This window comes from Rothia kristinae NBRC 15354 (assembly GCF_001570865.1).
Lineage (GTDB): Bacteria > Actinomycetota > Actinomycetes > Actinomycetales > Micrococcaceae > Rothia > Rothia kristinae.
The window spans coordinates 233,853-257,492 of the sequence record NZ_BCSM01000002.1; the positions used below are offsets into that span (position 1 = coordinate 233,853).

Sequence of the window (23,640 nt, forward strand, 5' to 3'; positions counted from 1 at the left end):
CCAGTGTAGGACCGGACGGGACGGAAGATGGGTCCCGCGCCACACGAGGACCAGCGAGGACGCACACCTTCCCATCGCGACCCGGCGCATCCGTTCCCACCCCTGACGCGAGACGGCGCATCCGTTCCCGGGAAAGCGAAAACCGGGAACGGATGCGCCGTCTCGCGAGGTAGAAGGGGAACGCCTACCGGTCGAAGCGGGTCAGGCGCAGGGAGTTCAGCACCACGAACACCGAGGAGAACGCCATCGCAGCACCCGCGATCATCGGGTTGAGCAGCCCCAGGGCCGCCACCGGGATCGCGATGACGTTGTAGCAGAACGCCCAGAACAGGTTGGAGCGGATGATGCGCAGGGTCGCCCGTGACAGTCGGATGGCCTGCGGCACCGCCGCCAGCTCGTTGCGCATCAGGGTCAGGTCCGCGGCCTCCAGGGCCACATCCGTGCCCGCGCCCATCGCCACCCCGAGGTCCGCCCGGGCCAGGGCCGCGGCGTCGTTCACCCCGTCCCCGACCATCGCGACCACCCGGCCCTCGCCCTGCAGCCGCTCGACGGCGCGCACCTTCTGCTCCGGGGAGACCCCGGCGATGACGTCCTCGGCGGCGATGCCCACCTGCTCGGCGATCGCCCGGGCCACCGGTTCGGCGTCGCCCGTGAGCAGCACCGGGCGCAGGCCCATCTCGCGCAGCTGGGCCAGGGCGGAGGCGGCGTCCTCCTTGGGTTCGTCGCGCAGCAGCAGCAGTCCGGCGCTCACCCCGTCCACCGCGGCGACGACGCCGATGCGCCCCTCGCCCTGAGCGGCGGTCAGCGTCTCCCGGTGGGCGGCGGGCACCTCGATGCCCTCGGCGGCGAGCCAGGACGGCTGGCCCACGGCCACCCGGTGCTCCTCGTCGTCCTCGGCCAGGCGCACCAGACCGGAGACCCCGCCGCCGGCCGCACTGGCGAACTCCCGCACCGCGGGCAGCTGCTTCCCGGTGCGCTCGCGGGCGCCGGCGGCGACGGCCCGGGCGATGGGGTGCTCGGAGGCCTCCTCCACGGCTCCCGCCAGCAGTAGCAGCTCCTCGGCGGTGACCGGGGCACCCCGGCCCTCGCCGGTCTGCGATGCCGCGGGCGCCTCGCCCCCGTCGGAGTACGCCGTCGTCTCCGGCAGGCGCACCTCCTCCAGGGACAGCTGCCCGCGGGTCACGGTGCCGGTCTTGTCCAGGACCACAGCGTCCACCCCGCGGGTGTCCTCCAGGACCTGCGCGGACTTGATGAGGATGCCCAGCTGGGCTCCGCGCCCGGTGCCGGTGAGCAGGGCGGTGGGGGTGGCCAGGCCCAGGGCGCACGGGCAGGCGATGACCAGCACGGAGACCGCCGCGACGAAGGCCGCGTTCAGCCCGCCGTCGGCCGCCCCGCCGATCAGCAGCCACAGCAGGAAGGTCAGCACCGCGATGCCCAGCACCACGGGCACGAACACCGCGGAGATCCGGTCCGCCAGCCGGGCCACCGGGGCCTTGGTGGACTGCGCCTGGGAGACCAGGCGCCCCATCTGCGCCAGGGTGGTGTCCTCGCCCACGCGCTCGGCGCGCACGATCAGCCGGCCCCCGGTGTTCAGGGTCGCGCCGGTGACGCGGTCTCCCTCCGAGACCTCCATGGGCACGGATTCCCCGGTGAGCATGGATTCATCCACCGCGGAGTGGCCCTCGACGACGACGCCGTCCGCGGCCACCTTCTCCCCGGGCCGCACGATGAAGCGCTGGCCCGCGGCCAGCCGCGAGACGGGCACGCGGTGCCCGACGCCGTCCTCGTCCAGGACCTCCACGTCCTTGGCGCCCAGGTCCAGCAGCTTGCGCAGCGCCTGCCCGGAGCGGTCCTGCGCGCGGGCCTCCAGCCACCGGCCCAGCAGCAGGAAGACCGTGATGACGCCCGCGGATTCGAAGTACAGCTGGTGATCCGCCATGGACACGGCGTGACCCAGGTGCGCGTGCGCCGTCATCCCCGGGTCGGCCAGCAGGTGGCCCAGGGAGAACAGGTAGGCGGCGGCGACCCCGAGGGAGACCAGGGTGTCCATGGTCGAGGAGCCGTGCCGGGCGTTCACGGCGGCACCCCGGTGGAAGGGCCAGGCCCCCCAGGTGACCACGGGCAGGGACAGCACGGCCGCGACCCAGCCCCAGTGCGGGAACTGCAGGCCGGGGATCATGGAGATCGCGAAGACGACCGCGGCCAGGGGCAGGCTGACCCACACCCGGCGGCGCAGGGCGGCGGTGCCCGGTTCGGCGCGCTGCGCGGCGTCGTCGTCCTCCTGCGGGGGGCGCTTCAGGGACGGGGTGTACCCGGCGTCGCGCACGGTCTGCAGGATCTGCTCATCCGTGACGCCCTCCGGCACGGTGACCTGCGCGGATTCCAGCGGGAGGTTGACGCTGGCGTGCACCCCGTCGATCTTCCCGAGCTTGCGCTCCACCCGGCCGACGCACGAGGCGCAGGTCATCCCCTGGATATCGAGGTCGACGACGCGCTGGCTCACCGGTGCTCGACCACCCGGTAGCCGGCCTCGGACACGGCGGCCTCCACGGCCTGCGCGTCCAGGTCCCCGGTGTGGGTGATGGTCACGGGGGAGGTGCCGCCGCTGTTCAGGTGCACGCTCACGTCGGTGACCGCGGGGATCTCCCGCAGCTCCTCGGTCACGGAGGCCACGCAGTGCTGGCAGGTCATGCCCTCGACGTTCACGGTGGTGTTCATGGTGCTTCCTCTTCCGATGGTGGTGTGTGCGTCCGGGCCGCTGCGGAGCGGGCCCGGGCGCGGGTGGGTATCAGCTGCGGACCAGGCGGGCGATGGCGGCGGAGGCCTCCGCGACCTTGGCCCGCATCTGCTCCTCGTCCCCGGAGGCAGCGGCCCCGGCCACGCAGTGGCCCAGGTGCTCCTGAAGCAGTCCCACGGCCACGGCGTGCAGGGCGCTGCTGACCGCGGAGATCTGGGTGAGGACGTCGATGCAGTACTGGTCCTCGTCGATCATCCGGGCCACCCCGCGCACCTGCCCCTCGATGCGGCGCATCCGCTTGAGGTAGCGGTCCTTATCGTGGGTGTACCCGTGCGGCGGGTGCGGGGTCTGGGCGGTGGTGTCCGCGGCGTCGTTCTCCGGCTGGCTCATACTCCCGGTATACCCCCGAGGGGTATCCTGCGCAAGGGTCGGGGTGGAATGGCGCGGGAGGGCGCTGCCTCACGGGCCGGTGATCTTCGCCCCGCCGCCACAGGAAAAGCACGCCTGCTGATCATCAGCCGATAGATTGGGGATCATGGCTTCACACATCGAGGACTACGCCCTGCTCTCGGACATGAGCACCGCGGCCCTGGTCTCCCGGGACGGCTCCGTGGACTGGTTCTGCACCCCCCGGTTCGACGCCGAGGCCGCCTTCGCCGCGCTGCTGGGCACCCCCGATCACGGCCGCTGGCTGCTGGCCCCCGCGGCCTCCGCCTTCGCCCCGGCCGCCGCGCAGGTCGCCCCCGGCGGCGCCGCCGGACAGGACGCCCCGCGCGCGGAGGTCGTGGAGCGCTTCTACGGGGAGAACTCCTTCGTCCTGCACACCGTGTGGACCACGGACACCGGCTCCGTGCGCGTCACGGACTTCATGCCCCTGAACGGGCGCACCGAGATCGTGCGCCGCGTGGAGGGGCTGATCGGCGAAGTCACGATGCACCAGGAGCTGCAGCTGCGCTTCAGCTACGGGCGCACCCACCCCTGGATGACCCGCTACGACGGCGCCCCGGACCCCGCCACGGGACTGCCGGACCCGGCCGAGGCGATGCTCGTGGCCATGGCCGGGCCCGATGCTCTCGTCTTCCGCGGGGACCCGGTCCCGGAGGAGGGGGACCGCTGCCACGCCGGGCAGTTCCAGATCGCCGCCGGGCAGATCCGGGACTTCACCCTCACCTACTTCCCCTCCCACCGCAACCCCCCGGCCCCGCTGGACGTCAACGACACCCTGCACCGCACCGTCGCGCACTGGTCCGAGTGGACCCAGCTGTGGGATGACTCCTCCGCCCCGGCCCCCGTGCCGACCACCACCGCGCCCCTGGCCACCACCACGATGCCCGTGCTGCCCGCGGACGGGGCCGCCTATCCCGGGACGGAGGAGGCCGAGCGGGACCCGCGGCTGCAGGACTACCGGGACGCCCGGCTGCGCTCGCTGCTGGTGATCCGCGCCCTGATGAACCGGGAGACCGGCGGGCTGATCGCCGCGCCCACCACCTCCCTGCCGGAGGTCCTCGGCGGACAGCGCAACTGGGACCACCGCTTCTGCTGGCTGCGCGACGTCGCCCAGGCGGTGGACGTGGCCGCGACCCACGGGCACGAGCGGGAGGCCGCCCAGCTGCGCAACTGGCTGCTGCGGGCCATCGCCAACGACCCCTCGGAGCTGCACAACGTGTACGGGGTGGCCGGGGAGTCCGATGAGCTGGAGCGCACCGTGGACTTCCTGCCCGGCTACGAGTCCTCCCGGCCGGTGCGCCGCGGCAACGGCGCGGCCGAGCAGCTGCAGGGGGACGCGATGGGTCAGCTCATGGTGACCTTCGAGCGCCTGCGTGGGCTGGGCTTCGCCGAGGATCACCTCTCCTGGCCGCTGCAGCAGGCGCTGCTGCGCGCCGCCGTCGCTCACGTGGGGGAGGAGGACCAGGGCATCTGGGAGATGCACGGGGGCACCCACGTGTACACCCACTCGCAGGTGATGCTGTGGGCCGCGCTCGACGCCGGGGTGCGGGCGGTGCGGGTGCACGGGCTGGCCGGGGACGACGCCGCGTGGGCGGGCGCCCGGGACCGGCTGGCCCAGCAGATCTGGGAGCACGGCTACGACACCGAGCTGAACTCCTTCGTGCAGGTCTACGGCGGCACCGAGGTGGATTCCTCGCTGCTGAACATCGCCCAGGTGGGCTTCGTGGCCTTCGACGACCCGCGGATGCTGGGCACGGCCGAGCGGATCGAACAGGAGCTGGGCACCGAGGCCGGGCTGATCTACCGGTACCGCAACGCGGACGGGCTGGACGGCATCGAGGGCCAGGACAACCCGCACCTGGCCTCCTCGCTGTGGCTGGCCCAGCAGCACATCCGCTCCGGGCGCACCGAGCGGGGTCGGCTGATCCTGGACGCGGTGCTGGACCGGGCCAACGACGTCGGCCTGCTCAGCACCGAGTACAGCCTGCGCAGGTCCCGGATGACCGGCAACTTCCCGCAGTCCCTGGCGCACATCGCCCTGGTGGACGCCATCGACGCCCTGCTCGGCGCCTAGCCCGGCCCACCCGACAACCCACCCCAGCGCCCCGTCCTCAGCGCCGAGTCATCGATTCCTGCGGATTTTCGGCCGAAATCTCGTCGGAATCGATGACTCGGCGACGTCGGGGGGCGCGAGGGAGGGTGAGTCTCAGCGGCGCAGCCAGAGGGTGGCCTCGGCGGGGACGGTTCCCGACGACGACGCGGCGGAGCCCAGCACCACCTGGCCGGCCAGCGCCTCGGGCAGCCGCACCGGCTGGTCGGAGAAGTTGGTGACGCACACCCAGCCGCCGGGTCGGGCGAAGGCCAGCACCTGCGGGTCCCCGGTCTCGAGCCACTCCAGCTCCTCGGCCCCCTGCAGCTCGCGCCGGGCGGCCAGGGCCCGGCGGTACAGGGTGAGCGTCGAGTCCTCGTCCTGTTCCTCCACGGACACCGCGTACCGGCCGAACCAGTCCGGCTGCGGCAGGTGGGTCCCGTCCGGACCGAAGCCGAAGGAGGAGCCCTCCGGGGTCCAGGGCAGCGGCACCCGGCAGCCGTCCCGGCCCTTGTCCACCCCGGGGCTGCGGAAGAAGGTGGGGTCCTGGCGGTCCTCGTCGGGGATGTCCGCGACCTCGTGCAGGCCCAGCTCCTCGCCCTGGTACAGGTAGGCGCTGCCGGGCAGGGCCAGCTCGAACAGGGTCGCCGCCCGCGCCCGGTGCAGGCCCCGCTCGGCGTCCAGCTGCGGCTCGGTCCCGCCGGAGAGGATCCAGGCGACCCCGGTCTCCTTGTCCGTCCTGCCGGGCACCTCCGGCAGGCCGTAGCGGGTCGCGTGGCGCACGACGTCGTGGTTGGACAGCACCCAGGTGCTGGAGGATCCGGAGCGGGCGGCCAGATCGGTGTTGAAGGAGACGATGTCCTTGAAGCTGCGGGCGTCGAAGTGCGCGGAGAGCAGGTCGAAGTTGAAGGCCTGGCCCAGACCCTTCGGGCTGGCGTAGGCCGGGCGTCGGTCCGCCTCCACCCACGCCTCCGCCACGGCGGTGCGCGGCGGGTCGTAGGAGTCGAAGACCTTCCGCCACTCGGCGTAGATCTCGTGCACCTCGTCCCGGTCCCACAGCGGGTGGGTGCCGTCGATGGGCATCTCGTCCAGCTGCGCCTGGGTGGGCAGCCGATCCGGCAGATCCTTGGCCAGGCCGTGGGCGACGTCGATGCGGAAGCCGTCCACGCCCCGATCGGACCAGAAGCGCAGGGTGGTCAGGAAGTCCGCCCGCACCTCGGGGTTGTCCCAGTTCAGGTCCGGCTGCTCGGGGGCGAAGCTGTGCAGGTACCACTGCCCGTCGTCCACCCGGGTCCAGGCGGGCCCGCCGAAGATCGAGATCCAGTCCGCCGGCGGCTCGGCCCCGTCCGGGCCCTGCCCGTCCCGGAAGATGTACCGCTCGCGTGAGGGGGAGCCGGGCCCGGCGGCCAGGGCCTCCTGGAACCAGGCGTGCTGATCCGAGGTGTGGTTGGGCACGATGTCCACGATCAGGCGGATCCCCGCGGCGTGCAGGGCCTCGACCATCGCGTCGAAGTCCTCCAGGGTGCCGATCTTCGGGTCCACGTCCCGGTAGTCGGCGACGTCGTAGCCGCCGTCGGCCAGGTCCGACGGGTAGAACGGGCTCAGCCACACGGCGTCGACCCCGAGCTCGCGCAGGTACGGCACGCGCTCGGTGATGCCGCGCAGGTCCCCGATGCCGTTGCCGTCCGCGTCCGCGAAGGAGCGGGGGTAGATCTGGTAGACGGCGGCCTGGCGCCACCACTGCGGGTCCGGGGAGAGGGCGACGGCGGGTGCGTTCTCGGTGCGCTCGGTGCTCATGCGGTGCGGGTGTCCTTTCGAGACGGGAGGCGGGAGGGGCGCGGGGGCTACTTGACGGCGCCCTGGGTGAGCCCGGCCATGACCCACTTCTGGGAGATCGCGTAGGCGATCACGGACGGGCCGATCGCCAGCAGGTAGGAGGCGAAGGCGATGTTGTAGTTGTTGCTGAACTGGGTCTGGAAGATCTTCTGCACCACGGGCAGGGTCTGCATGCTCGGGTCCGCGATGATCATCGAGGGCATCATGAAGTCGTTCCAGGAGGCCAGCAGGGTGAAGATCCCGACGGTCGCGGCCATCGGCATCATCAGCGGGAACATCAGGGTCCAGAAGATCCGCCAGGTGGAGGCCCCGTCCATCCGGGCGGACTCCTCCAGCTCCTCCGGCAGGGACCGGATGAACGCGGTGAACAGCAGCACGTTGAAGGACAGGCTGAACATGATGTGCAGGACGATCACGCCCACCGGGTTGGCCAGGTGCACGTACCCGGAGAGCTTGACCTGGGACAGGGCCAACACGGGGAAGGGCAGGAACATCGCGGCCAGCAGGTAGTAGCAGGAGATGCGGAAGAAGCGGCGGTTCCAGTTGCGGGAGATGGCGTAGGAGGCCATCGCGGAGAGCAGCACCGCCCCCACCGTGGAGAAGACGGTGATGGTCAGGGAGATCGCGAAGACCTTCGGGAAGTCGGTCAGCTCCCACGCCTCGCGGAAGCCCTCCAGGCTCCAGGGGGCGGGCAGCTTGAAGGCCTGGCCGAGCACGGCCTGGTCCGTGGTCTTGAAGGCCATGGACACGGCCACGAAGAACGGCAGGAGCACGGACAGGGAGCAGACCATGAGGATGATGGTCAGCGGCCAGTTGGTCCCGTGCGCCGAGCGGCGACGACGCCGGGTGGTGGGGGAGGCGGAGCCTGCGACGGCGTCGTGCGCGGTGCGCTCGGGGCCGCCGGGCAGCGGGGTGGCGGAGACGTTGGGATCGACGGACATCTAGAACTGGGTCCTTCCGCGGGAGACGCGCAGCTGGAACAGCGCGATGACCAGGGTGATGAGGAAGAAGATGGTCGAGTTGGCCATCTGGTAGGCGTAATCCCCGTTCTCGAAGCCGGAGAAGATCTGCATGGCCACGGACCGGGTCGCGGTGCCGGGGCCGCCCCCGGTCAGGCCGACGATGATGTCGTAGGTGCTCAGGAAGTTCTTGAAGCCGAGGATCACGTTGACCAACACGTATCCGGAGATCATGGGCACGGTGATGCGGGTCAGTTGCTGGAACGGGGTGGCCCCGTCCAGGGAGGAGGCCTCGTAGACGTCACCCGGGATGGTCACCAGGGCGGCGATGTAGATGAGCATGGCCTGCGGGACCGCCTGCCAGGTGGTCACCAGCACGATGGAGATCCACGCCAGGTGCGGGTTGGCGAGGATGGACTCGCGCAGCGCGTCGATGCCGATGGCCTCGGCGGCGGCGGGGATGGTGTTGGAGAAGATGAACTGGAAGACGAAGGCGATGATGATCGCGGAGACCACCATGGGCAGCACGAAGATGGTGCGCAGGGTGGTGCGGAAGCGGATCCGGCTGGTCAGTCCGATGGCCAGCAGCAGCGCGATGATGTTCACCAGGATGACGGTGACCAGGGCGACGCCGATGGTGAAGCCGTAGGCCCCGAGCATCCCGGGATCGCTGAACAGCACGGCGTAGTTGGTCAGGCCCACGAACTCCCAGTCGCCGAAGCCGATGGAGTCGGTGAAGCTGTAGAAGATGCCCATCACGGCCGGCAGGGCGATGCACAGGCTGAACAGCACCAGCGCGGGGACGAGGAACCAGTAGTAGACCGGATCCACGCGGCGTCGGCGTCGACGGCGGGTCGGGGCGGCGGCGCGGGTGCCCGTGCGCGGCTGCGAGGCCGCGGCGGAGCCTGCGGCGGGGGCGCCCGCGGCGGGCGGCTGGGCGTGACTCGGTGTCGTCATGGTCAGTCCTTGGCGGGTTGGCGTTCGGCGAGGCGGTGCCAGTCGCCGTCGAGCTTGCGGAGGGTCTCCTCGAGGTCCTGCCCCGTGAAGATGCCCTGCATGTAGTTCTCGAAGGGCACGGTCTTGGGCATGGACACCGAAGCGCCTTGGTAGAAGGCGGAGCGGTCCACGTACTTCTGCAGGTCCTGCAGGCGCGGGTCCGTGACGGGCGGGGAGTCATTGCGCACCCCGAAGCCCAGGTTCTGCTGGTTGTAGGCGTCAGCCACCTCGGGGGTGATGAGATAGCGCAGCAGGGTCCGGGCGGCCTCCGGCTGGTCGGACTTCTCCGGGATCCACAGGGCCAGGTCCAGGTTCACGCGCACCTTGCGGTCCGCGGGGTCCTCGGTCATGGGCAGCGGGAAGATGCCGATGTCGGCCTGCGGGTTCACCGTGAGGATCTCGTTCAGGGCCCAGGGGCCCTGCAGGTACATCGCGGCCTGGCCGTTGGCGAAGGCGACGTTGCCGTCGCCGTACTTGCGGTTGGCGGCGTCGCCGTTGGCGTAGTCCATCAGCCGCAGCGCCTTGCTCAGCGGCTCCTTGAACACTTGGGTGAAGGAGATCTCCCGGTCCGGCCCGGAGTCCTTCCCCTGCGCGCGCAGCTTCTGGAAGAAGTCCCCGACGTCGATGGCCCCGCCGATGCTGTAGTCCGCGATGCCCTGGGAGACGGTCCAGGCGTCCGCGCTGGTGAGGTAGAACGGGGTGACCCCGGCGGACTTGAGCTTCTCGCAGACCTCCAGCAGCTGGGACCAGGTCTGCGGGACCTGCACCCCATGCTGGTCGAAGATCGCCTTGTTGTAGAACACGGCGGCGGCCATCATCGAGTAGGGGATGGTGCACACCCGCCCCGGGTAGGTGGGGTACTGGTCCACGAGCTGCTGGATGGAATCGGCGATGTTCGCCTCGGCCTGCAGATCGGAGAGGTCGGAGAGCTCCCCGCGCTCCTGGAAGCGGGCCATCTCGTAGTTGTAGTTCAGGCAGCCCAGGTCCGGCGGGTCGGCGCGGGCGAAGCCGCTGGAGAGGTTGGAGGCGCTGTCGTGGATCGCCTCGATCTTCCCGTCCTGCTGCTCGTTGAACGTCTTCAGCAGGTTCTTGAAGTAGGGGATGGCCTCGGGTTTGGACTGGTAGAAGCGCACCTGGGGGACGTCCGGGCCGCCGCAGGCGGACAGTCCCAGGGCCAGCGAGCCGAGGGCGGCCGCGCCGAGGAAGGAGCGGCGGGACAGCGGGCGGGGCCCGGGAGCCGTGGCGGAACGAGCCGGCGGCAGGTGGGGCACGGCGACCTCCTGGAAGGGCGGACGACGGGCCCGACGGCGCCGTCGCGGATGGGCTGTGGTGCGGCGCACAGCACCGCTTCGACTAAATATAGACCGTAAATATAATCGAGGCAACGACCTCGTGGAAGGATGGCGCCTCATGACGACCCCTGACCCGGCAGGCGGCAGCTCCGCCGCCCTGCTGCGCCGCCTCAACACCCGCACCGTCCTGGATGCGATGTGGGCGGGACGGCCGGCCACGGCCAGCGATCTGATGCGCCGCACGGGGCTGACCCGCGCCACCGTGCTGGCGGTGTGCCGGGAGCTGACCGAACAGGGCTGGCTGCGCCCCGCCCGGGACACCCGCGCCGCCGGCGCCGCCTACACCAAGGGCCGGCCCGCCCTGCGCTACGCCTTCGCCGCGGAGAAGGCGCTCGTGGTGGGGGTGGACGCCGGGCAGCACCGGATCGCCGCGCGCGTCACGGACCTGGCCGGGCGGGATCTCGGGCTCGCCGAGCGCGCCCAGGACCTCACCGTCCCCCAGCCCGGAGAGCCCCCGCGCCCGGCCGAGCGGATCGCGGCGGAGGCCGCCCGGCGCCGCGAGGAGGTGCGCGCCGTCGTGGACACGGCCCTGGGCATCGCCGGGGTCGAACCGGAGCGGGTGGGCTGCGTGGTCCTCGGGATCCCCGCCCCGGTGGATGCCGCCGGGCACTCCCCGGAGGGGGCCAACCAGTACTGGGAGCTGATGAACCCCGGACTGGCGGATCTGTTCGCCGAGCGCGGCTGGGTCTGCCGGGTGGAGAACGACGCCAACCTCGCCGCCTTATCCGAGCTGGCCCTGGACCCGGCGCGGACCGAGCAGAGCTTCGCCCTGCTGCTGGCGGGGGAGCGCTACGGGGCGGGGCTGGTGCTCGGTGGCGAGCTGCTGCGCCAGCGCCGCGGCGGGGCCGGGGAGCTGGGCGTGCTGGGGCTGGTCTCCGGCGTGGAGGGCACCGGAGCGGTGGGCCAGACCGTCCGGGAAGCCGCGGCGGCCGCGATCGCCGCCGCGCAGACCGCCGACACGGTGCGGGGCGATTCGGGGAGCACCGGGTCGGAGGGCTCCGACGGGCGGGAGCGCCGTCGGACCGGGCTGACTCGGTGGGCCCCGGAGCAGGTGCGCGCGGAGAACGTGTTCCGCCTGGCCGAGGAGGGCGACGCCGTCGCCGTCGGGATCGTGGAGGACGCCCTGGATCGACTGGCCCGGGTGTGCGCGGTGCTGGCGGGGCCGCTGGACCTGGATGCGGTGGTGATCGGAGGCGGCATCGCCCCGGCCATCCGGCCCCGCCTGGACTGGCTGCACGAGCGGGTCCAGCGCTACCTCCACGCCCCGTGGCTGCGGCTGTCCACCTCGGCGGCCGGCGCCGATGCCGTGCGCATCGGCGCCTGCTGGGCCGGCATCGAGGCCGTGCGCGCGGCCGCCCTGGAGGGCTGATCCCGGTCCGGGCCTCGTCGCTATCGGGCCCAGGGGGCGGCGTCGTCGGTGACGGCCGAGGCGTCCACCTGCGCCTGCTGGTCCTGCCCGGCCACCGCGGCGACGTCGATCGCGCCGGTCAGCGGGCCGGTGGGCTCCAGGTTCTCCTCGGTCTCCGGGTCGAAGAAGTGCGGGCGCCCGGTGGGGGCGATGAACAGGCGGTCGTAGCGGCGCACCGGGGTCCGCCCGTCCGTGCGCACGATGATCTGCGCGGGGCGCTCGGTGTTGGGGCTCTTCATGCTCACCGGGGAGTGGCGCGGCAGGGAGGCGTGGATGTAGGCGTCCGCCCCGAGCTCCTCCACCAGGTCCACGTGCACCTCGAAGCCCTCGCCCTCGGTGACGATCCCGAAGTCCTCCGGGCGCACCCCCACGTCCACCGCGCCCTCGGCCCGGCCGGCGAGGCTGGTGGGACGGCGCAGCACGGCGTCGCCCAGGTGCACGCCGTCGGCCCGCAGCTGGCCCTGGAGGATGTTCATGGACGGGGAGCCGATGAACCCGGCGACGAACTCGTTGGCCGGGTGGTCGTAGAGGTTCGCGGGGGTGTCCACCTGCTGCAGCTTCCCGGCGCGCAGCACCGCGACCCGATCCCCCATGGTCATGGCCTCGGTCTGATCGTGGGTCACGTACACGGTGGTCACCCCCAGCTGATCGGTCAGCTCGGAGATCTGGGTGCGGGTCTGCACGCGCAGCTTGGCGTCCAGGTTGGACAGCGGCTCATCCATCAGAAACACCTGAGGCTGACGCACGATGGCCCGGCCCATCGCCACCCGCTGACGCTGCCCGCCGGAGAGGGCCTTGGGCTTGCGGTCCAGGTACTCGGTGAGGTCCAGCAGCCGGGCGGCCTCCTCCACGCGCTTGTCCCGCTTGTCCTTGGGCATCTTGGCGATCTTCAGCGGGAAGGCGATGTTCTCCCGCACGGACAGGTGGGGGTACAGGGCGTAGTTCTGGAAGACCATCGCGATGTCCCGCTCCTTGGAGGGCAGGTCCGTGGCGTCCTTCTGGCCGATGCGGATGGTGCCCTCGGTGACGTCCTCCAGCCCGGCGAGCATCCGCAGCACCGTGGACTTGCCGCAGCCGGAGGGGCCCACGAGCACCAGGAACTCGCCGTCGCGGATGTCCAGGTCCAGGTGGGAGACGGAGTCCCGATCCGCCCCGGGGTAGCGGCAGGTGACGTCGTCGAAGGAGATGGCGGCCATGGTGTCCTCATTTCTCGCGGCAGCGCGGGCGTCGTCGTCCGGGAGGCGGGCCGGGTGCGCGCGACGCTGCGGCACGGCCCGAACGAGTTTATTTAGAACCAGAATAAACTCCCGGGCCCGGATTGCATAGCCTGCGTCACAGGCGCGTCGCCCGTCCCGCGCCCAGCGCAGCGCCCCGCCCGCTCACCCGCCCGCTCACCCGCCCGCCCACCTCAGCGCCCCGCCCCCAGCGCCGAGTCATCGATTCCTGCGGATTTTCGGCCGAAAACCGGCAGGAATCGCTGACTCGGCGACGTCGGTGGGCGCGAGGGAGGCAAGGGGTGGCGGGGGCGGGGTCAGGGCCCGACGGCGTCCAGGTTCAGCGTGCGCTGGATGCCCACGCGGGCCGCGACATCGTCGTCGTGGGTCACCAGCAGCAGCGCGCCCCGGTAGGTGCTCAGCGCGTCCACCAGCCAGTCCACGGTGGGCAGGTCCAGGGCGTTGGCGGGTTCATCCAGGATCAGCAGGCGCGGGGCCGGGGCGGCCAGCAGCTCCCGGGCCAGCGCGACCCGCAGCCGCTCTCCGCCGGAGAGGTCCCCGACCCGGGAGAAGACCTCCTCGCGCCGGAACAGCAGGGCCGCCAACCGATCCCGCAGCTGCTGCTCGGAGGCCCCGGGGTTCGACGCCGCCACGCAGGAGAGCACGGTGGCCTCCGGGTCCAGCAGGATCCGCTGCGGCAGGTGCCCCGTCTCCGGAACCCGGAAGCGCACCGTGTACGGACTCGGCGGGGCTTCGGCCGGGGGGACCTCGCCAGGGTGGGCGAGGATGCGGCGGATCAGCGTGGACTTCCCGGAGCCGTTGGCCCCGGCCAGGCGCACCCGCTCCGGTCCGGTGAGGATCACGTGCGCCAGCTCGGTGGGCAGAGGCTCCTCCCGCTGCGCGAGCTCGTCGGAGATCTGCAATTCCACGATCTTCGTCCCGGCCGCCACCGAGGTCTCCGGCAGCTCCAGGTGCACCCGGGGGCGGACCGCGAGCCCGGACTGCGCCTGTTCGAGGCGCTCGCGGGCGGCCTCCTCCCGCTCGGAGTGCACCCCGCGACGCCGGGCCGCCGTGCGCTGCGCCGCGCGCTTTTTGTTCCCGGCCGCCAGCGGGGCGTACCTGCCCTCGCGCTCAGCCCGAGCTCCGCGCCGGGCATCCCGGGCTTCCCGGGTCTGCAGGGCGATCCGCTCCCGACGCTGCCGGTCCAGCTCCGCCGCGGCCTCCCGCACCCGACGTCGGGCCGTGTTCTGCTCCGCGCTCGCGGTCTGCTCCCACACGGAGTACGGGCCCTCGACCTGCCGCAGGGTCGCGGCCACCGCCCGATGCCCTCGGGTGAACTGCGCGGGGACCAGCCCGGTGATCGTGTCGCACTCCTCCAGCAGGGTGCGGTCGTGGCTGACGACGAGCACTGGGATGCGCCCGCGCAGCTCCGCCAGCAGGGCGGCCAGCAGCTCGCGTCCCGCGGCATCCAGGCTGTTGGTGGGCTCATCCAGGATCAGCGCCTTCGGGCGGGCCAGGTGGATCCCCGCCAGGGCGACGCGCACGGCCTGGCCCCCGGAGAGCTCTCCGATGCGCCGGTGCGGGTCCAGCCCGGGCAGTCCGGCGCGGGCCAGGGCGCTCGCGATGCGCTCCTCGATGTCCCAGTCCTCGCCGATGCGCTCGTACAGGGCGGGGTCGGCGCTCCCGGCGATGACGGCCTCGAGGGCGTCGAGGGTCCCGGCCGCACCGAGCACCTCGGCCACCCGCGCCTCGGCGCGCACCCCCAGATCCTGGGGCATCACGTGGATGGGGGTTGGAGCCGAGACGGCGCCGACGGCAGGGGTGAGGTCTCCGGTGATGAGGCGGACCAGGGTGGTCTTCCCGGAGCCGTTGGGTCCGATGATCCCGTGCAGGCCGGGACCCCAGGCGGCGTCGGCCGCGTCGAGGCAGGGGGTGGAATCCGGCCAAGAGAAGGTCAGGTCGTGGATGGCGATGGCGGATGCGGGCATGGTGCGCTCCCTCGTCGGCAGATGCGGGTGCCGAGGGGCGGGGGGGCTCCTCGGCGCTTATCGGCTGAGAGGGAGCAGATCCACCGGGATTCCTGACGCAGGGGACACGGACGACCCCAGGGTAACATGCGTCACGGTTGAGGGGACAGGGTATGGCCCATGGCTGCCTTCCCCCGCATCCTCCTGATCCATGGAGCCTGGCACGATGCCGCAGCGCTCCGGGAGCGGATCGCCGACTCGGAGCGCCCCACTCTCCGCAGAGATCCCAGCGCCGAGTCATCGATTCCGACGAGTTTTCGGCCGAAAACCCGCAGGAATCGATGACTCGGCGACGCCGGGGGGAGGAGGGAGGTGGGGGGCGACGTCGCGGAGGGGAGAGAGGCTGCGCAGCTCAGGCGGTGAAGCCGGGGACCTGGCCGAGGTGTTCGGAGTTGTCGTCCCAGTCGCCTTCCTGCTCGTCCTGGACGAAGGCGACCACCAGCAGCTCGAAGGTCACGTTGGCGAAGGGGGAGCGCACCCAGTACTTCAGCGGGATCTCCGCGACGTCGCTGGGCTGCAGGGTGCCGGACCAGGACCAGTTCCACTTGGACCCCTCGCCTTTGGCGAAGACCGGGGTGGGGATCTCGGTGAGCGTGGCCTGCGGGGTCCCGGAGGCGAGTTTCACCTGGTTGCTGCCCAGCGGGATGTAGTCCGAGGCGTAGTCCTTCATCGCCGCCTCGAAGGTCCCCACCGGGTTCACGGCCGGCACGGAGCCCACGTTGGTCACCCGCACCATGGGCGGCAGGCTCGCCATCTGCGCGACGGTCCTCAGGTCCTGCTGGTAGACGGGCACCGTCATCTCCGGCTGCCAGGTGTCCATATCCACGGGCGGGTCCACGACGTCGATGGCCAGGTCCGTGGGCTGATCGGGCAGGACGCTCGCGGCGGCCGCCGGCGCCCTTGAGCATCGCGCGGCGGGTGGGAGCGGGAAGATGCGGCCGGGAGGTGGATGACATGGGTTCCTCGATTCGGTGCGAGTCGGGTGCGGAGAGGTCCTCGTGCGGGGCGGATCAGGAGAAGCGGCCGGCCTCGAGCAGCCGGTCCATGGAGCGCATCGCCAGGGCGGTGATCGTGACGAACGGGTTGACGCCGATCTTTCCGGGGATCAGGGAGCCGTCCATCACGAACAGCCCCGGGGCGCCGCGGACCTCGCCCTGCTCGTCGGTGGCCTGGCCGAGCACCGCCCCGCCGAGCGGGTGGTAGGTGAAGTAGTCCGTGAACTGCTTGCCGCCCTCGAACAGATCCCCGCGGTACCGGGTGCCCGGATTCGCGGCGTTGATGCGGTCGAAGACCGCGCGCACCGCGGCCACGGAGGGCTGGGACATCTGCTGGGTCCAGCCGAGGCTCAGCCCGCGGGCGGGGTCCCACCCGAAGCGCGCCAGATTCGGGTTGTTGGTGATCGCCAGGTACACGTTCGAGTGGGTCTCCAGACCAGCCGGGAACGGCGCGATCTCCGCGAACACGGAGTTCTGGGAGCCGTCCCAGGCCCGGATGCCCAGGGCGGGGATGGTGGACTGCAGGGAGCCGGTGCGGGTGCCGAAGCCCAGCCAGCGGGCCAGCATGGTGTTGCCGTTGGGACCCCACCCGGCGCCGATGCCGTCGTTGCCGCGCAGACCGGCGACGCCGCCGTCGTGCTGTGCCTTCATCAGCAGCCGCGCGGTGCCCACGGAGCCGGCGGCGAGGATGACGCGGTCGTACACGCGGGTGCTGCGGGACAGGACGTTCCCGCTGAAGTCGATGGTCTTCAGCTCCAGCCGGTAGGCGCCGTCCTCCTGGCGGGTGATGCCGGTGACCTCCGTCAGCGAGGTGAGGTTGACCAGCCCGGTGTCCAGGGCCTTCTTGAGCAGGGCCCGGGTCAGGGACTTCTTGCCGTGGTTGTTCCCGTAGATCACCTCCTGGGCCAGGGCCGAGCGCTCGGCGCGCCGGTGGCCCTCGCGGTGCATGTGGTCCCAGTCGTAGACGTTGGGCACCGGCACGGTGCGGTACCCGGCCTTGGCCGCGTGGGAGGCGGCCACGCGGGCGAACTGGTAGTACGCGGCGGTGCCCACCAGGGCGGTCGCCGGGGCCTGCACGCCCAGGGCCCGGTTGGCCTCGGGGAAGTAGCGGGAGTACATCTGTGCGGCGTCGACCTGCGGCAGCACCTGCTCGAAGAACGCCCGATCCGGGGTCACGGCCATGCCGCCGTTGACGAGGGAGCCGCCGCCGACGCCGCGCCCTACGTACACCTTCATCTGCTCGAAGCGCTCGATGCCGAGCACCCCGGCGCCGGCGGCGACGTCGCGGTTGATCAGGTCGAAGCCGCCGAGGGTGCTGAAGGGCATGTCCGTGCGGGTCTCGAACCACACCGAGCGGGAGGTGGGCTTGGTCATCGAGGTGAAGGTGCGCCCGCCGTCCTTGGGGAAGGAGTCCCAGTCCACGCCCATCTCGATGAGGTCCACCGGGATGCCGCGGCGGGTCAGCCGGTCCGCGGCCACGGCCCCGCCGTATCCGGAGCCGATGACGGCCACCCGCCGGCCGGCGCGCTGTTCGGCGGCCCGGGCGGCGTCGGTGCGCTCTGCGGCGGAGGCGGGGAAGGTGAGGGCCAGGGCGCCGGCGGCGAGCGTGCCGCTGGTCAGGGCTGCGCGCAGGACGGCGCGGCGATCGTGCAGGGGCATGGGTGATCTCTGTCCTGGGAGTGCGAGTGATGCCGAGGCGCCGCGACGGGTGCGGCGCATCGCGGATCATCGTAGGGTCCGGGCGCGGTCCGGGTCCGCTCCCTGCACGGAACGGGTGACAGGATTCCCGCGCGGCGGCGTCGGCCGGTCGCTGCGGGGCGGGGTTTGTGTTCAGATGCGCCGTTCGTGCTGAGATGCTGCACGGCGGGGCGCATCTCAACACGAACGGCGCATCTCAGAACGGAACCCGCATCTCACCGGCGGGGGCCGCTTGCCTCGGGGCCGTCCGTTTCGGGATCCCCGTCGGAGGAACCCGCCCCGGCCGGGCCCGCCGGGGGCACGGGGCTGCGGCGCACCCCGGGGGCCACCCACAGGGTGTCCAGCAGATCCGGGATGGGGGCGTTGCGCCGCTCCACCGGCACCCAGCGGTGCGTGGCGTTGATGCCCCAGTGCTGGTTCTCCGGCGCGGGGTGGTAGGCGTCCGTGAAGCGCCCCGCCTGCAGCGGATCCGCCCAGGAGGCGGCCGGCTCGGCGGCCGGGACCATGCTCAGCGGCTCGCGCGGCGGGTTCTGCTTGGGCCGCCAGATCAGGCGCCCGGGGCGGGAGCGGTCTCGCAGGGCGTGGGCCCGCCAGGTGTTGGCCGGGTGGGTCATCCCCAGGTTCGCCAGCCACGTGAACAGGCCGCGCTCGTACACGGCGCGGTCCGCGAACTCGTCGAAGTTCACGTCCGCGTTCAGGTACTTGCCGGCCGCGAGGACCTTGATCTGCCCGCGTGCCCCCTGCGGGCAGAAGCGGTAGCCGAAGTTGTCCGCGGTGTACTCCTGGGCGCGGGAGAGGATGTTGCCCAGGACCGGGATCTGGTTGAACAGGGACAGCCCCAGGAGTCGGAAGTAGGAGACGTGGCCGGCGGCGATGTGCCCGACCTCGTGCCCGATGATGAACCGCAGCGCCTCCGGGTCCCGCGCCGCCCCGCCGATCTCGAACAGGTCCGAGTACACGGCGATGAAGCGGCGGTGCCCGTGACCGGCGGCGAAGGCGTTGATCTGTCCGTTGCCCAGCATCACGTACGCGTCCGGCACCCGGCGCAGGCCCGCCGCCTCGGCGGCCTCCACGACCATCCGGTAGGCCTCCGGGAACTGGGTGGGGGTGATCCGCACCCCGCTCAGCCGGATCTGCGCGTACATCAGGGCGCGGGCGAGGAAGAACACGATCGGGGCGACGATCGCCAGCGCGATGATCTGCGCGGACAGGGACTGGGCGAAGCCGATCAGCTCGTACAGCGGCTCGCCGGGCTGCCCGCGGCGCATGATCCCGGCGATCTGCCGGCCGAAGACCAGGTTCACCAGCATCACGTACCAGGCGAACAGCCACCCCACCACGGTGATCACCACGCCGACGACGACCCACGGGATCTCCGCGGCGTGCCGGATCCTGCCCAGCAGCGGGCCGGCGAGCAGGGACTGGAAGCCGAACAGCTTCGGCGCCGGGAACGGGCTGGCCGGGTTCTGGCGGGCGTCCTCCGGGACCCAGCCGCCGGAGAGGTCATCCGGCAGGGGCTGGGGAGGGAAGGCGGCGGCCGCGGGTGTGGTGCCCGGCGCGCCGTAGGTCCGCCGCACGATCCCCGGGGGCGGGAAGCCCGGCCCGGTCCCGCCCGGGCCCCCGGGGCCTCCCTGTCCGCCGGGCCCGCCCGACGTCGGTCCGCCCGGGGCGCCTGCCCCGGGCCCGCCCGACGTCGGTCCGCCCGGGGCGCCTGCCCCGGCCCCGCCCGACGTCGGACCACCGGGTCCCCCGGGACCCCCCGGCCCGGAGCCCGCCCCGGATCCCTCCGGTCCTCGCGCTGCGCCGTCGGGCTGATCGGTCATGGCTGCCCCTTCCCCGCGATGGTGCGCCGCACAGGCGGCGGTGATCTCCGACTACTGTAGCCGGGTTCTACCGGCGGGCGCCCCGCTGACGGCGCGCGACCACCAGGCCCGCCGTGGCCTCGGCGATCGCCCGCTCCTCGTCCGTGGGCACCACGAGCACCGTGATCGCCGAATCCTCCCCGGAGATCACCCGGGTCTCGGAGGAGCGGCGGGCGTTGGCGTGCTCGTCCAGCGTGATGCCCAGGGCGCCGAGGCGCTGCAGCACCAGCTCGCGGAAGTACGCGGAGTTCTCCCCGATCCCCGCGGTGAACACGAGGGTCTTCGCCCCGCCCACGGCCACGTGGTATCCGCCGATGTACAGGGCCAGGCGGTAGGCGGCCATGTCCAGGGCCAGCTGCGCGGACTCGTCGCCGTTGACCGCCCGGATGGACAGCTCCCGCATGTCGTTGGTCCCGCCGATGGCCTTCAGCCCGGACTCGCTGTTGAGCGTCCGGGCCATCTCCTCCGGGTCCATGCCCTGACGCTGCATCACGGAGGTCAGCACGGAGGGGTCGACGTCGCCGGAGCGGGTGCCCATGACCAGCCCGGCCAGCGGGGTGTACCCCATCGAGGTGTCGATGGACTCCCCGCCGCGGATCGCGGTCACCGAGGCGCCGTTGCCCAGGTGGGCGATGATCCCGTCGAAGCTACTGCGCTCCACCCCCAGGTGCTCGCAGGCCTTCTGGGTGACGTAGTCGTGGCTGGTGCCGTGGAAGCCGTACTTGCGGATCCCGTGCATCCGGTAGAACTCATCCGGCAGGGCGTAGCGCCAGGCGTACTCCGGCATGGAGCGGTGGAAGGCGGTGTCGAACACGACCACCTGCGGCAGGTGCGGCCACTTGCGCTGGATCGCGCGGATGCCCATCGCGTTGGCGGGGTTGTGCAGCGGGGCCAGCGGGGCCAGGCGCTCGATCGCGCGCACGATCTCGTTATTGACGATCACCGGGGCGGAGAAGCGCTCCCCGCCGTGCACCACCCGGTGCCCGACGGCGTCGATCTCCCGACCGTCCAGCGCGGCGTCCAGCTCCTCGCTCATCTGGTCCAGGGCCTCAGCGTGGTCCTTGGCCCCGCCGGGCTCCCCGATGTTCTCGATCAGCCCCTTGGCCAGCACCTGATCCCCCTCCACCCCGAGGGTGGCCCGCTCCAGGGTGATCCGCTCGTTGATCGCGGGCATCGAGGAGGTGTACGGGTCCGTGTTCTCCTCGGAGGTGCTCACCTCCCGCACCTGGTACTTGATCGAAGAGGATCCGGAGTTGATGACCAGGACGAGCAAGGGGGCTCCTTCGCCGGGGACGTGCGGGAAATGTGACCCCCCGATCATCTCATCCGCGGCGGGGCTTAGCCTGGAGGAGCGCGCCGTCGGAACGCGCGACGCCGCTGCGGCGACGCCCCGCATCGAGGAGAGGAACACCCGTGAGCACCCTGGCAGAGCTGGCCCGCACCTACTACGACACCGTGGACACCGTCCCGGCCGACGTGCCCCCGCTGTTCGCCTCCGACGCCGTGTACAAGCGCCCCGGCTACCCGGCCTTCGAGGGCGCGGACGCGCTGGTGGCCTTCTACACCGGGGAGCGGGTGATCGCCTCCGGGAAGCACGGCATCACCCACCTCATCCCCGAAGAGGCCTCCCGCACCGTGTTCGTGGAGGGGGTGTTCACCGGGCGGCTGAAGGACGGCACCGAGGTGCGCGCGCCCTTCGCGGACGTCCTGGAGTTCGACGACGCCGGGCTGATCCGGCGCCGCCAGACCTACTTCGACGACACCCAGGTCTGAGCCCCCGCCCCAGCCGTCCCGCCCACCCCGACCCCCTCCCCGGCCGGAGCCGTTCGGAGGCGGGGCGGGGCGAGCCCGCCGCCCCGGGGCTCAGTCCTGCTGCGCCTGGATCGCGGTGATCGCCACGGTGTTGACGATGTCGTCCACGGTGCAGCCGCGGGAGAGGTCGTTGACCGGCTTGCGCAGCCCCTGCAGCACCGGACCCACCGCGACCGCGCCGGAGGACTGCTGGACGGCCTTGTAGGTGTTGTTCCCGGTGTTCAGGTCCGGGAACACGAAGACCGTCGCCTGCCCGGCCACCGCGGAGTCCGGGAGCTTGGAGGCGGCGATCGAGGCGTTCGTGGCGGCGTCGTACTGGATCGGGCCCTCCACCGGGAAGTCCGGATCCGCGGAGCGCACCAGCTCGGTGGCCTCGCGCACCGTGTCCACGTCCTGCCCGGACCCGGAGCCGCCGGTGGAGTAGGAGAGCATCGCGACCCGGGGCTCGACGCCGAACTGCCGGGCGGTGGCCGCGGAGGCCCGGGCGATGTCCGCCAGCTGCGCCGCATCCGGGTTGGGGTTCACCGCGCAGTCCCCGTAGACCAGGGCGCGGTCCTCCAGGAGCATGAAGAACACGGAGGAGACGATCTTCACGCCCTCCTTGGTCTTCACGAACTCCAGGGCGGGGCGGATGGTGTTGGCGGTGGTGTGCGCGGCCCCGGAGACCATGCCGTCGGCGTCGCCTAGCTGGACCATCATGGTGCCGAAGTAGCTGCCGTCCAGCATCCGCTCCATCGCCTGCTCCTGGGTCACGCCCTTGTGCGCGCGCAGCTCGGCGTAGGCCCGGGCGTACTCCTCGCGCAGCGGGGAGGAGGCCGGGTCGATCAGCCGGACGACGCCGCGGGTCGGCTCCTCGTCCTCGGAGACCTCCAGGGCGATGCCCTCGTTCTGCGCCAGCTCCCGGATCCGGGCCGCGTCGCCCAGGATCACGAGGTCGCAGAAGTCCCGGCGGGTGATGATCTCCGCGGCGCGCAGCACCCGCACGTCCTCGCCCTCCGGCAGCACGATGCGCCGGCGGTCCGCCCGGGCGGCCTCGATGAGCTGGTGCAGGAACCGCAGCGGCGTCATCGTCGCCGGGCGGGGCAGCTCCAGCCGGTGCAGCAGCTCCTTCTCCTCCACGTGCTTGGCCCACTCGCCCAGGGCCGCGGCGATCTTGCGGGTGGCCCCGGCGCGCAGCTCCCCGTGCACCGCGCCCACCGACTGCGCCGCGGAGTAGGTGTCCTGCGGGGTGCGCAGCACGGGGAACGGGGCGGCGTCGATCAGCGCCTGCGTGGCCGTGCCCGTCAGGTGGTCCCCGGACAGCAGCACCCCGGAGGGCACGGGGAAGTTCGGGGACAGCGCGGAGGCCAGGGTGGCCATGACGACGTCGGCGCGGTCCGCCGGGGTGATGATGAAGTCCCCGTCGCCCATCTGCTCCAGGAAGTTGCCCACGGTCATCGCCGCGACCTTCACCGCCTGGATGTCCCGGTCCGCGGAGGCGCCCAGGGCGGTGTCGTCCAGGGCGAGGCTGCGGATGACGTCGGCGACGGTGGGCTGGGAGATCGCCGGATTCTCCGGGATCACGTACACGTGTCCGCCGCGGCGCCCGGCGGGGGTGCGCTCGGCCACCTCCTGCGCCCACTCCGGGTCCACCCGGTTGACCACCACGCCCAGCAGGTCCGTGCGGGCGGCGTGCAGCTCCGAGCGGGTGACCTCCACGGAGTTGACGATGTCCTCCACGGACTCCGCCTCGCCCCCGTTGATCACGGCCAGCACCGAGCAGTCCATGGTGTTGGCCAGGCGGGCGTTGAGGTCGAACTCCGCGGTCGCGGCGTTGTGCGCCAGCAGGTCCGTGCCGTCCACGATCACGACGTCGTAGCTCGGGGCCATCTGCGCGTAGACGGCCAGGCACACGCTGACCAGCTCATCCTGCTGGCCGGAGGCCAGGTACTCCCGGCACTGGGCCAGGCTGACGCCGCCGCGCGCGGCGTCGTCGTCCAGGCCGAAGGTCTCCTGCATGAGCCGCACGCGCGGATCCTGGGCGGGGGTGTCCCCCAGGTGCACGGGGCGGAAGTAGCCCACGCGGTCCGCGCGGCGGATCAGGGAGTCGGCCAGGCCCAGGGCGATCAGGGTCTTGCCGGCCCGCGGCGTCATGGCGTCCAGGAAGATGCCGGTGCTCATCAGGGGTTCCTCGCGGTCGGTGGCAGGGGTGCGGTCCGTCCTCCAGTC

At 72.1% G+C, this 23,640-nt stretch carries 17 protein-coding genes; 3 read left to right on the forward strand and 14 right to left on the reverse strand.

Annotated features, from left to right (window positions below; all coding sequences use genetic code 11):
* Positions 1–184 precede the first annotated feature (184 nt).
* The 3 genes from KKR01S_RS02345 to KKR01S_RS02355 form a co-directional block, all read right to left on the reverse strand.
* Positions 185–2,503 carry a heavy metal translocating P-type ATPase gene (locus KKR01S_RS02345; RefSeq protein ID WP_061225204.1) on the reverse strand — a complete coding sequence of 773 codons (2,319 nt, stop codon included), beginning with the start codon at positions 2,501–2,503 and terminating at the stop codon, positions 185–187.
* Positions 2,500–2,718: a heavy-metal-associated domain-containing protein gene (locus KKR01S_RS02350; protein WP_058730338.1), complete on the reverse strand. Its 219-nt coding sequence runs from the start codon at positions 2,716–2,718 to the stop codon at positions 2,500–2,502. The genes KKR01S_RS02345 and KKR01S_RS02350 overlap by 4 nt, the downstream gene beginning before the upstream one ends.
* 70 nt (positions 2,719–2,788) lie before the next feature.
* Positions 2,789–3,127: a metal-sensitive transcriptional regulator gene (locus KKR01S_RS02355; protein WP_061225205.1), complete on the reverse strand. Its 339-nt coding sequence runs from the start codon at positions 3,125–3,127 to the stop codon at positions 2,789–2,791.
* Between the two features lie 145 nt (positions 3,128–3,272).
* Here KKR01S_RS02355 and KKR01S_RS02360 point away from each other — a divergent pair, with 145 nt between their 5' ends.
* Positions 3,273–5,258, forward strand: a complete 1,986-nt coding sequence (locus KKR01S_RS02360) for a glycoside hydrolase family 15 protein (protein ID WP_061225227.1) — start codon at positions 3,273–3,275, stop codon at positions 5,256–5,258.
* Positions 5,259–5,390: 132 nt separating this feature from the next.
* Here the strand turns inward: KKR01S_RS02360 and KKR01S_RS02365 are convergent, their stop codons facing one another.
* The 4 genes from KKR01S_RS02365 to KKR01S_RS02380 are packed head-to-tail and all read right to left on the reverse strand — an operon-like array spanning position 5,391 to position 10,335.
* A complete protein-coding gene (locus KKR01S_RS02365; protein ID WP_061225206.1) occupies positions 5,391–7,070 on the reverse strand; it encodes a glycoside hydrolase family 13 protein in 1,680 nt (559 codons plus the stop codon).
* 47 nt (positions 7,071–7,117) lie between these two features.
* Positions 7,118–8,050 carry a carbohydrate ABC transporter permease gene (locus tag KKR01S_RS02370; protein WP_081101478.1) on the reverse strand — a complete coding sequence of 311 codons (933 nt, stop codon included), beginning with the start codon at positions 8,048–8,050 and terminating at the stop codon, positions 7,118–7,120.
* The gene (locus tag KKR01S_RS02375) at positions 8,051–9,025 is read right to left on the reverse strand and encodes a carbohydrate ABC transporter permease (RefSeq protein WP_061225207.1); all 975 of its coding nucleotides are present in this window, start codon (positions 9,023–9,025) and stop codon (positions 8,051–8,053) included. It lies immediately after the preceding gene.
* Positions 9,026–9,027: 2 nt separating this feature from the next.
* The gene (locus KKR01S_RS02380; RefSeq protein ID WP_224799560.1) at positions 9,028–10,335 is read right to left on the reverse strand and encodes an ABC transporter substrate-binding protein; all 1,308 of its coding nucleotides are present in this window, start codon (positions 10,333–10,335) and stop codon (positions 9,028–9,030) included.
* A 139-nt stretch (positions 10,336–10,474) separates the two neighbouring features.
* Here KKR01S_RS02380 and KKR01S_RS02385 point away from each other — a divergent pair, with 139 nt between their 5' ends.
* Positions 10,475–11,785, forward strand: a complete 1,311-nt coding sequence (locus tag KKR01S_RS02385; protein WP_061225208.1) for an ROK family transcriptional regulator — start codon at positions 10,475–10,477, stop codon at positions 11,783–11,785.
* A gap of 20 nt (positions 11,786–11,805) precedes the next feature.
* Here the strand turns inward: KKR01S_RS02385 and KKR01S_RS02390 are convergent, their stop codons facing one another.
* The 6 genes from KKR01S_RS02390 to KKR01S_RS02415 form a co-directional block, all read right to left on the reverse strand.
* The gene (locus KKR01S_RS02390; protein WP_081101480.1) at positions 11,806–13,020 is read right to left on the reverse strand and encodes an ABC transporter ATP-binding protein; all 1,215 of its coding nucleotides are present in this window, start codon (positions 13,018–13,020) and stop codon (positions 11,806–11,808) included.
* 335 nt (positions 13,021–13,355) lie between these two features.
* Positions 13,356–15,026 carry an ATP-binding cassette domain-containing protein gene (locus KKR01S_RS02395; protein ID WP_061225209.1) on the reverse strand — a complete coding sequence of 557 codons (1,671 nt, stop codon included), beginning with the start codon at positions 15,024–15,026 and terminating at the stop codon, positions 13,356–13,358.
* A 391-nt stretch (positions 15,027–15,417) separates the two neighbouring features.
* Entirely contained in the window at positions 15,418–15,885 is a 468-nt protein-coding gene (locus KKR01S_RS02400) for a hypothetical protein (RefSeq protein ID WP_061225210.1), read from the reverse strand.
* Between the two features lie 190 nt (positions 15,886–16,075).
* A complete protein-coding gene (locus tag KKR01S_RS02405; protein WP_061225211.1) occupies positions 16,076–17,719 on the reverse strand; it encodes a GMC oxidoreductase in 1,644 nt (547 codons plus the stop codon).
* A gap of 254 nt (positions 17,720–17,973) precedes the next feature.
* Positions 17,974–19,335 carry a M48 family metallopeptidase gene (locus KKR01S_RS11105; protein ID WP_061225212.1) on the reverse strand — a complete coding sequence of 454 codons (1,362 nt, stop codon included), beginning with the start codon at positions 19,333–19,335 and terminating at the stop codon, positions 17,974–17,976.
* 313 nt (positions 19,336–19,648) lie between these two features.
* Positions 19,649–20,893, reverse strand: coding sequence for an acetate/propionate family kinase (locus KKR01S_RS02415; protein WP_061225213.1), 1,245 nt, complete (start codon positions 20,891–20,893; stop codon positions 19,649–19,651).
* 140 nt (positions 20,894–21,033) lie between these two features.
* Between KKR01S_RS02415 and KKR01S_RS02420 the strand changes: the two genes are divergently transcribed.
* Positions 21,034–21,393: a nuclear transport factor 2 family protein gene (locus tag KKR01S_RS02420; RefSeq protein WP_061225214.1), complete on the forward strand. Its 360-nt coding sequence runs from the start codon at positions 21,034–21,036 to the stop codon at positions 21,391–21,393.
* A 90-nt stretch (positions 21,394–21,483) separates the two neighbouring features.
* Here the strand turns inward: KKR01S_RS02420 and pta are convergent, their stop codons facing one another.
* A complete protein-coding gene (pta, locus tag KKR01S_RS02425; RefSeq protein WP_058731137.1) occupies positions 21,484–23,592 on the reverse strand; it encodes a phosphate acetyltransferase in 2,109 nt (702 codons plus the stop codon).
* Positions 23,593–23,640 lie beyond the last annotated feature (48 nt).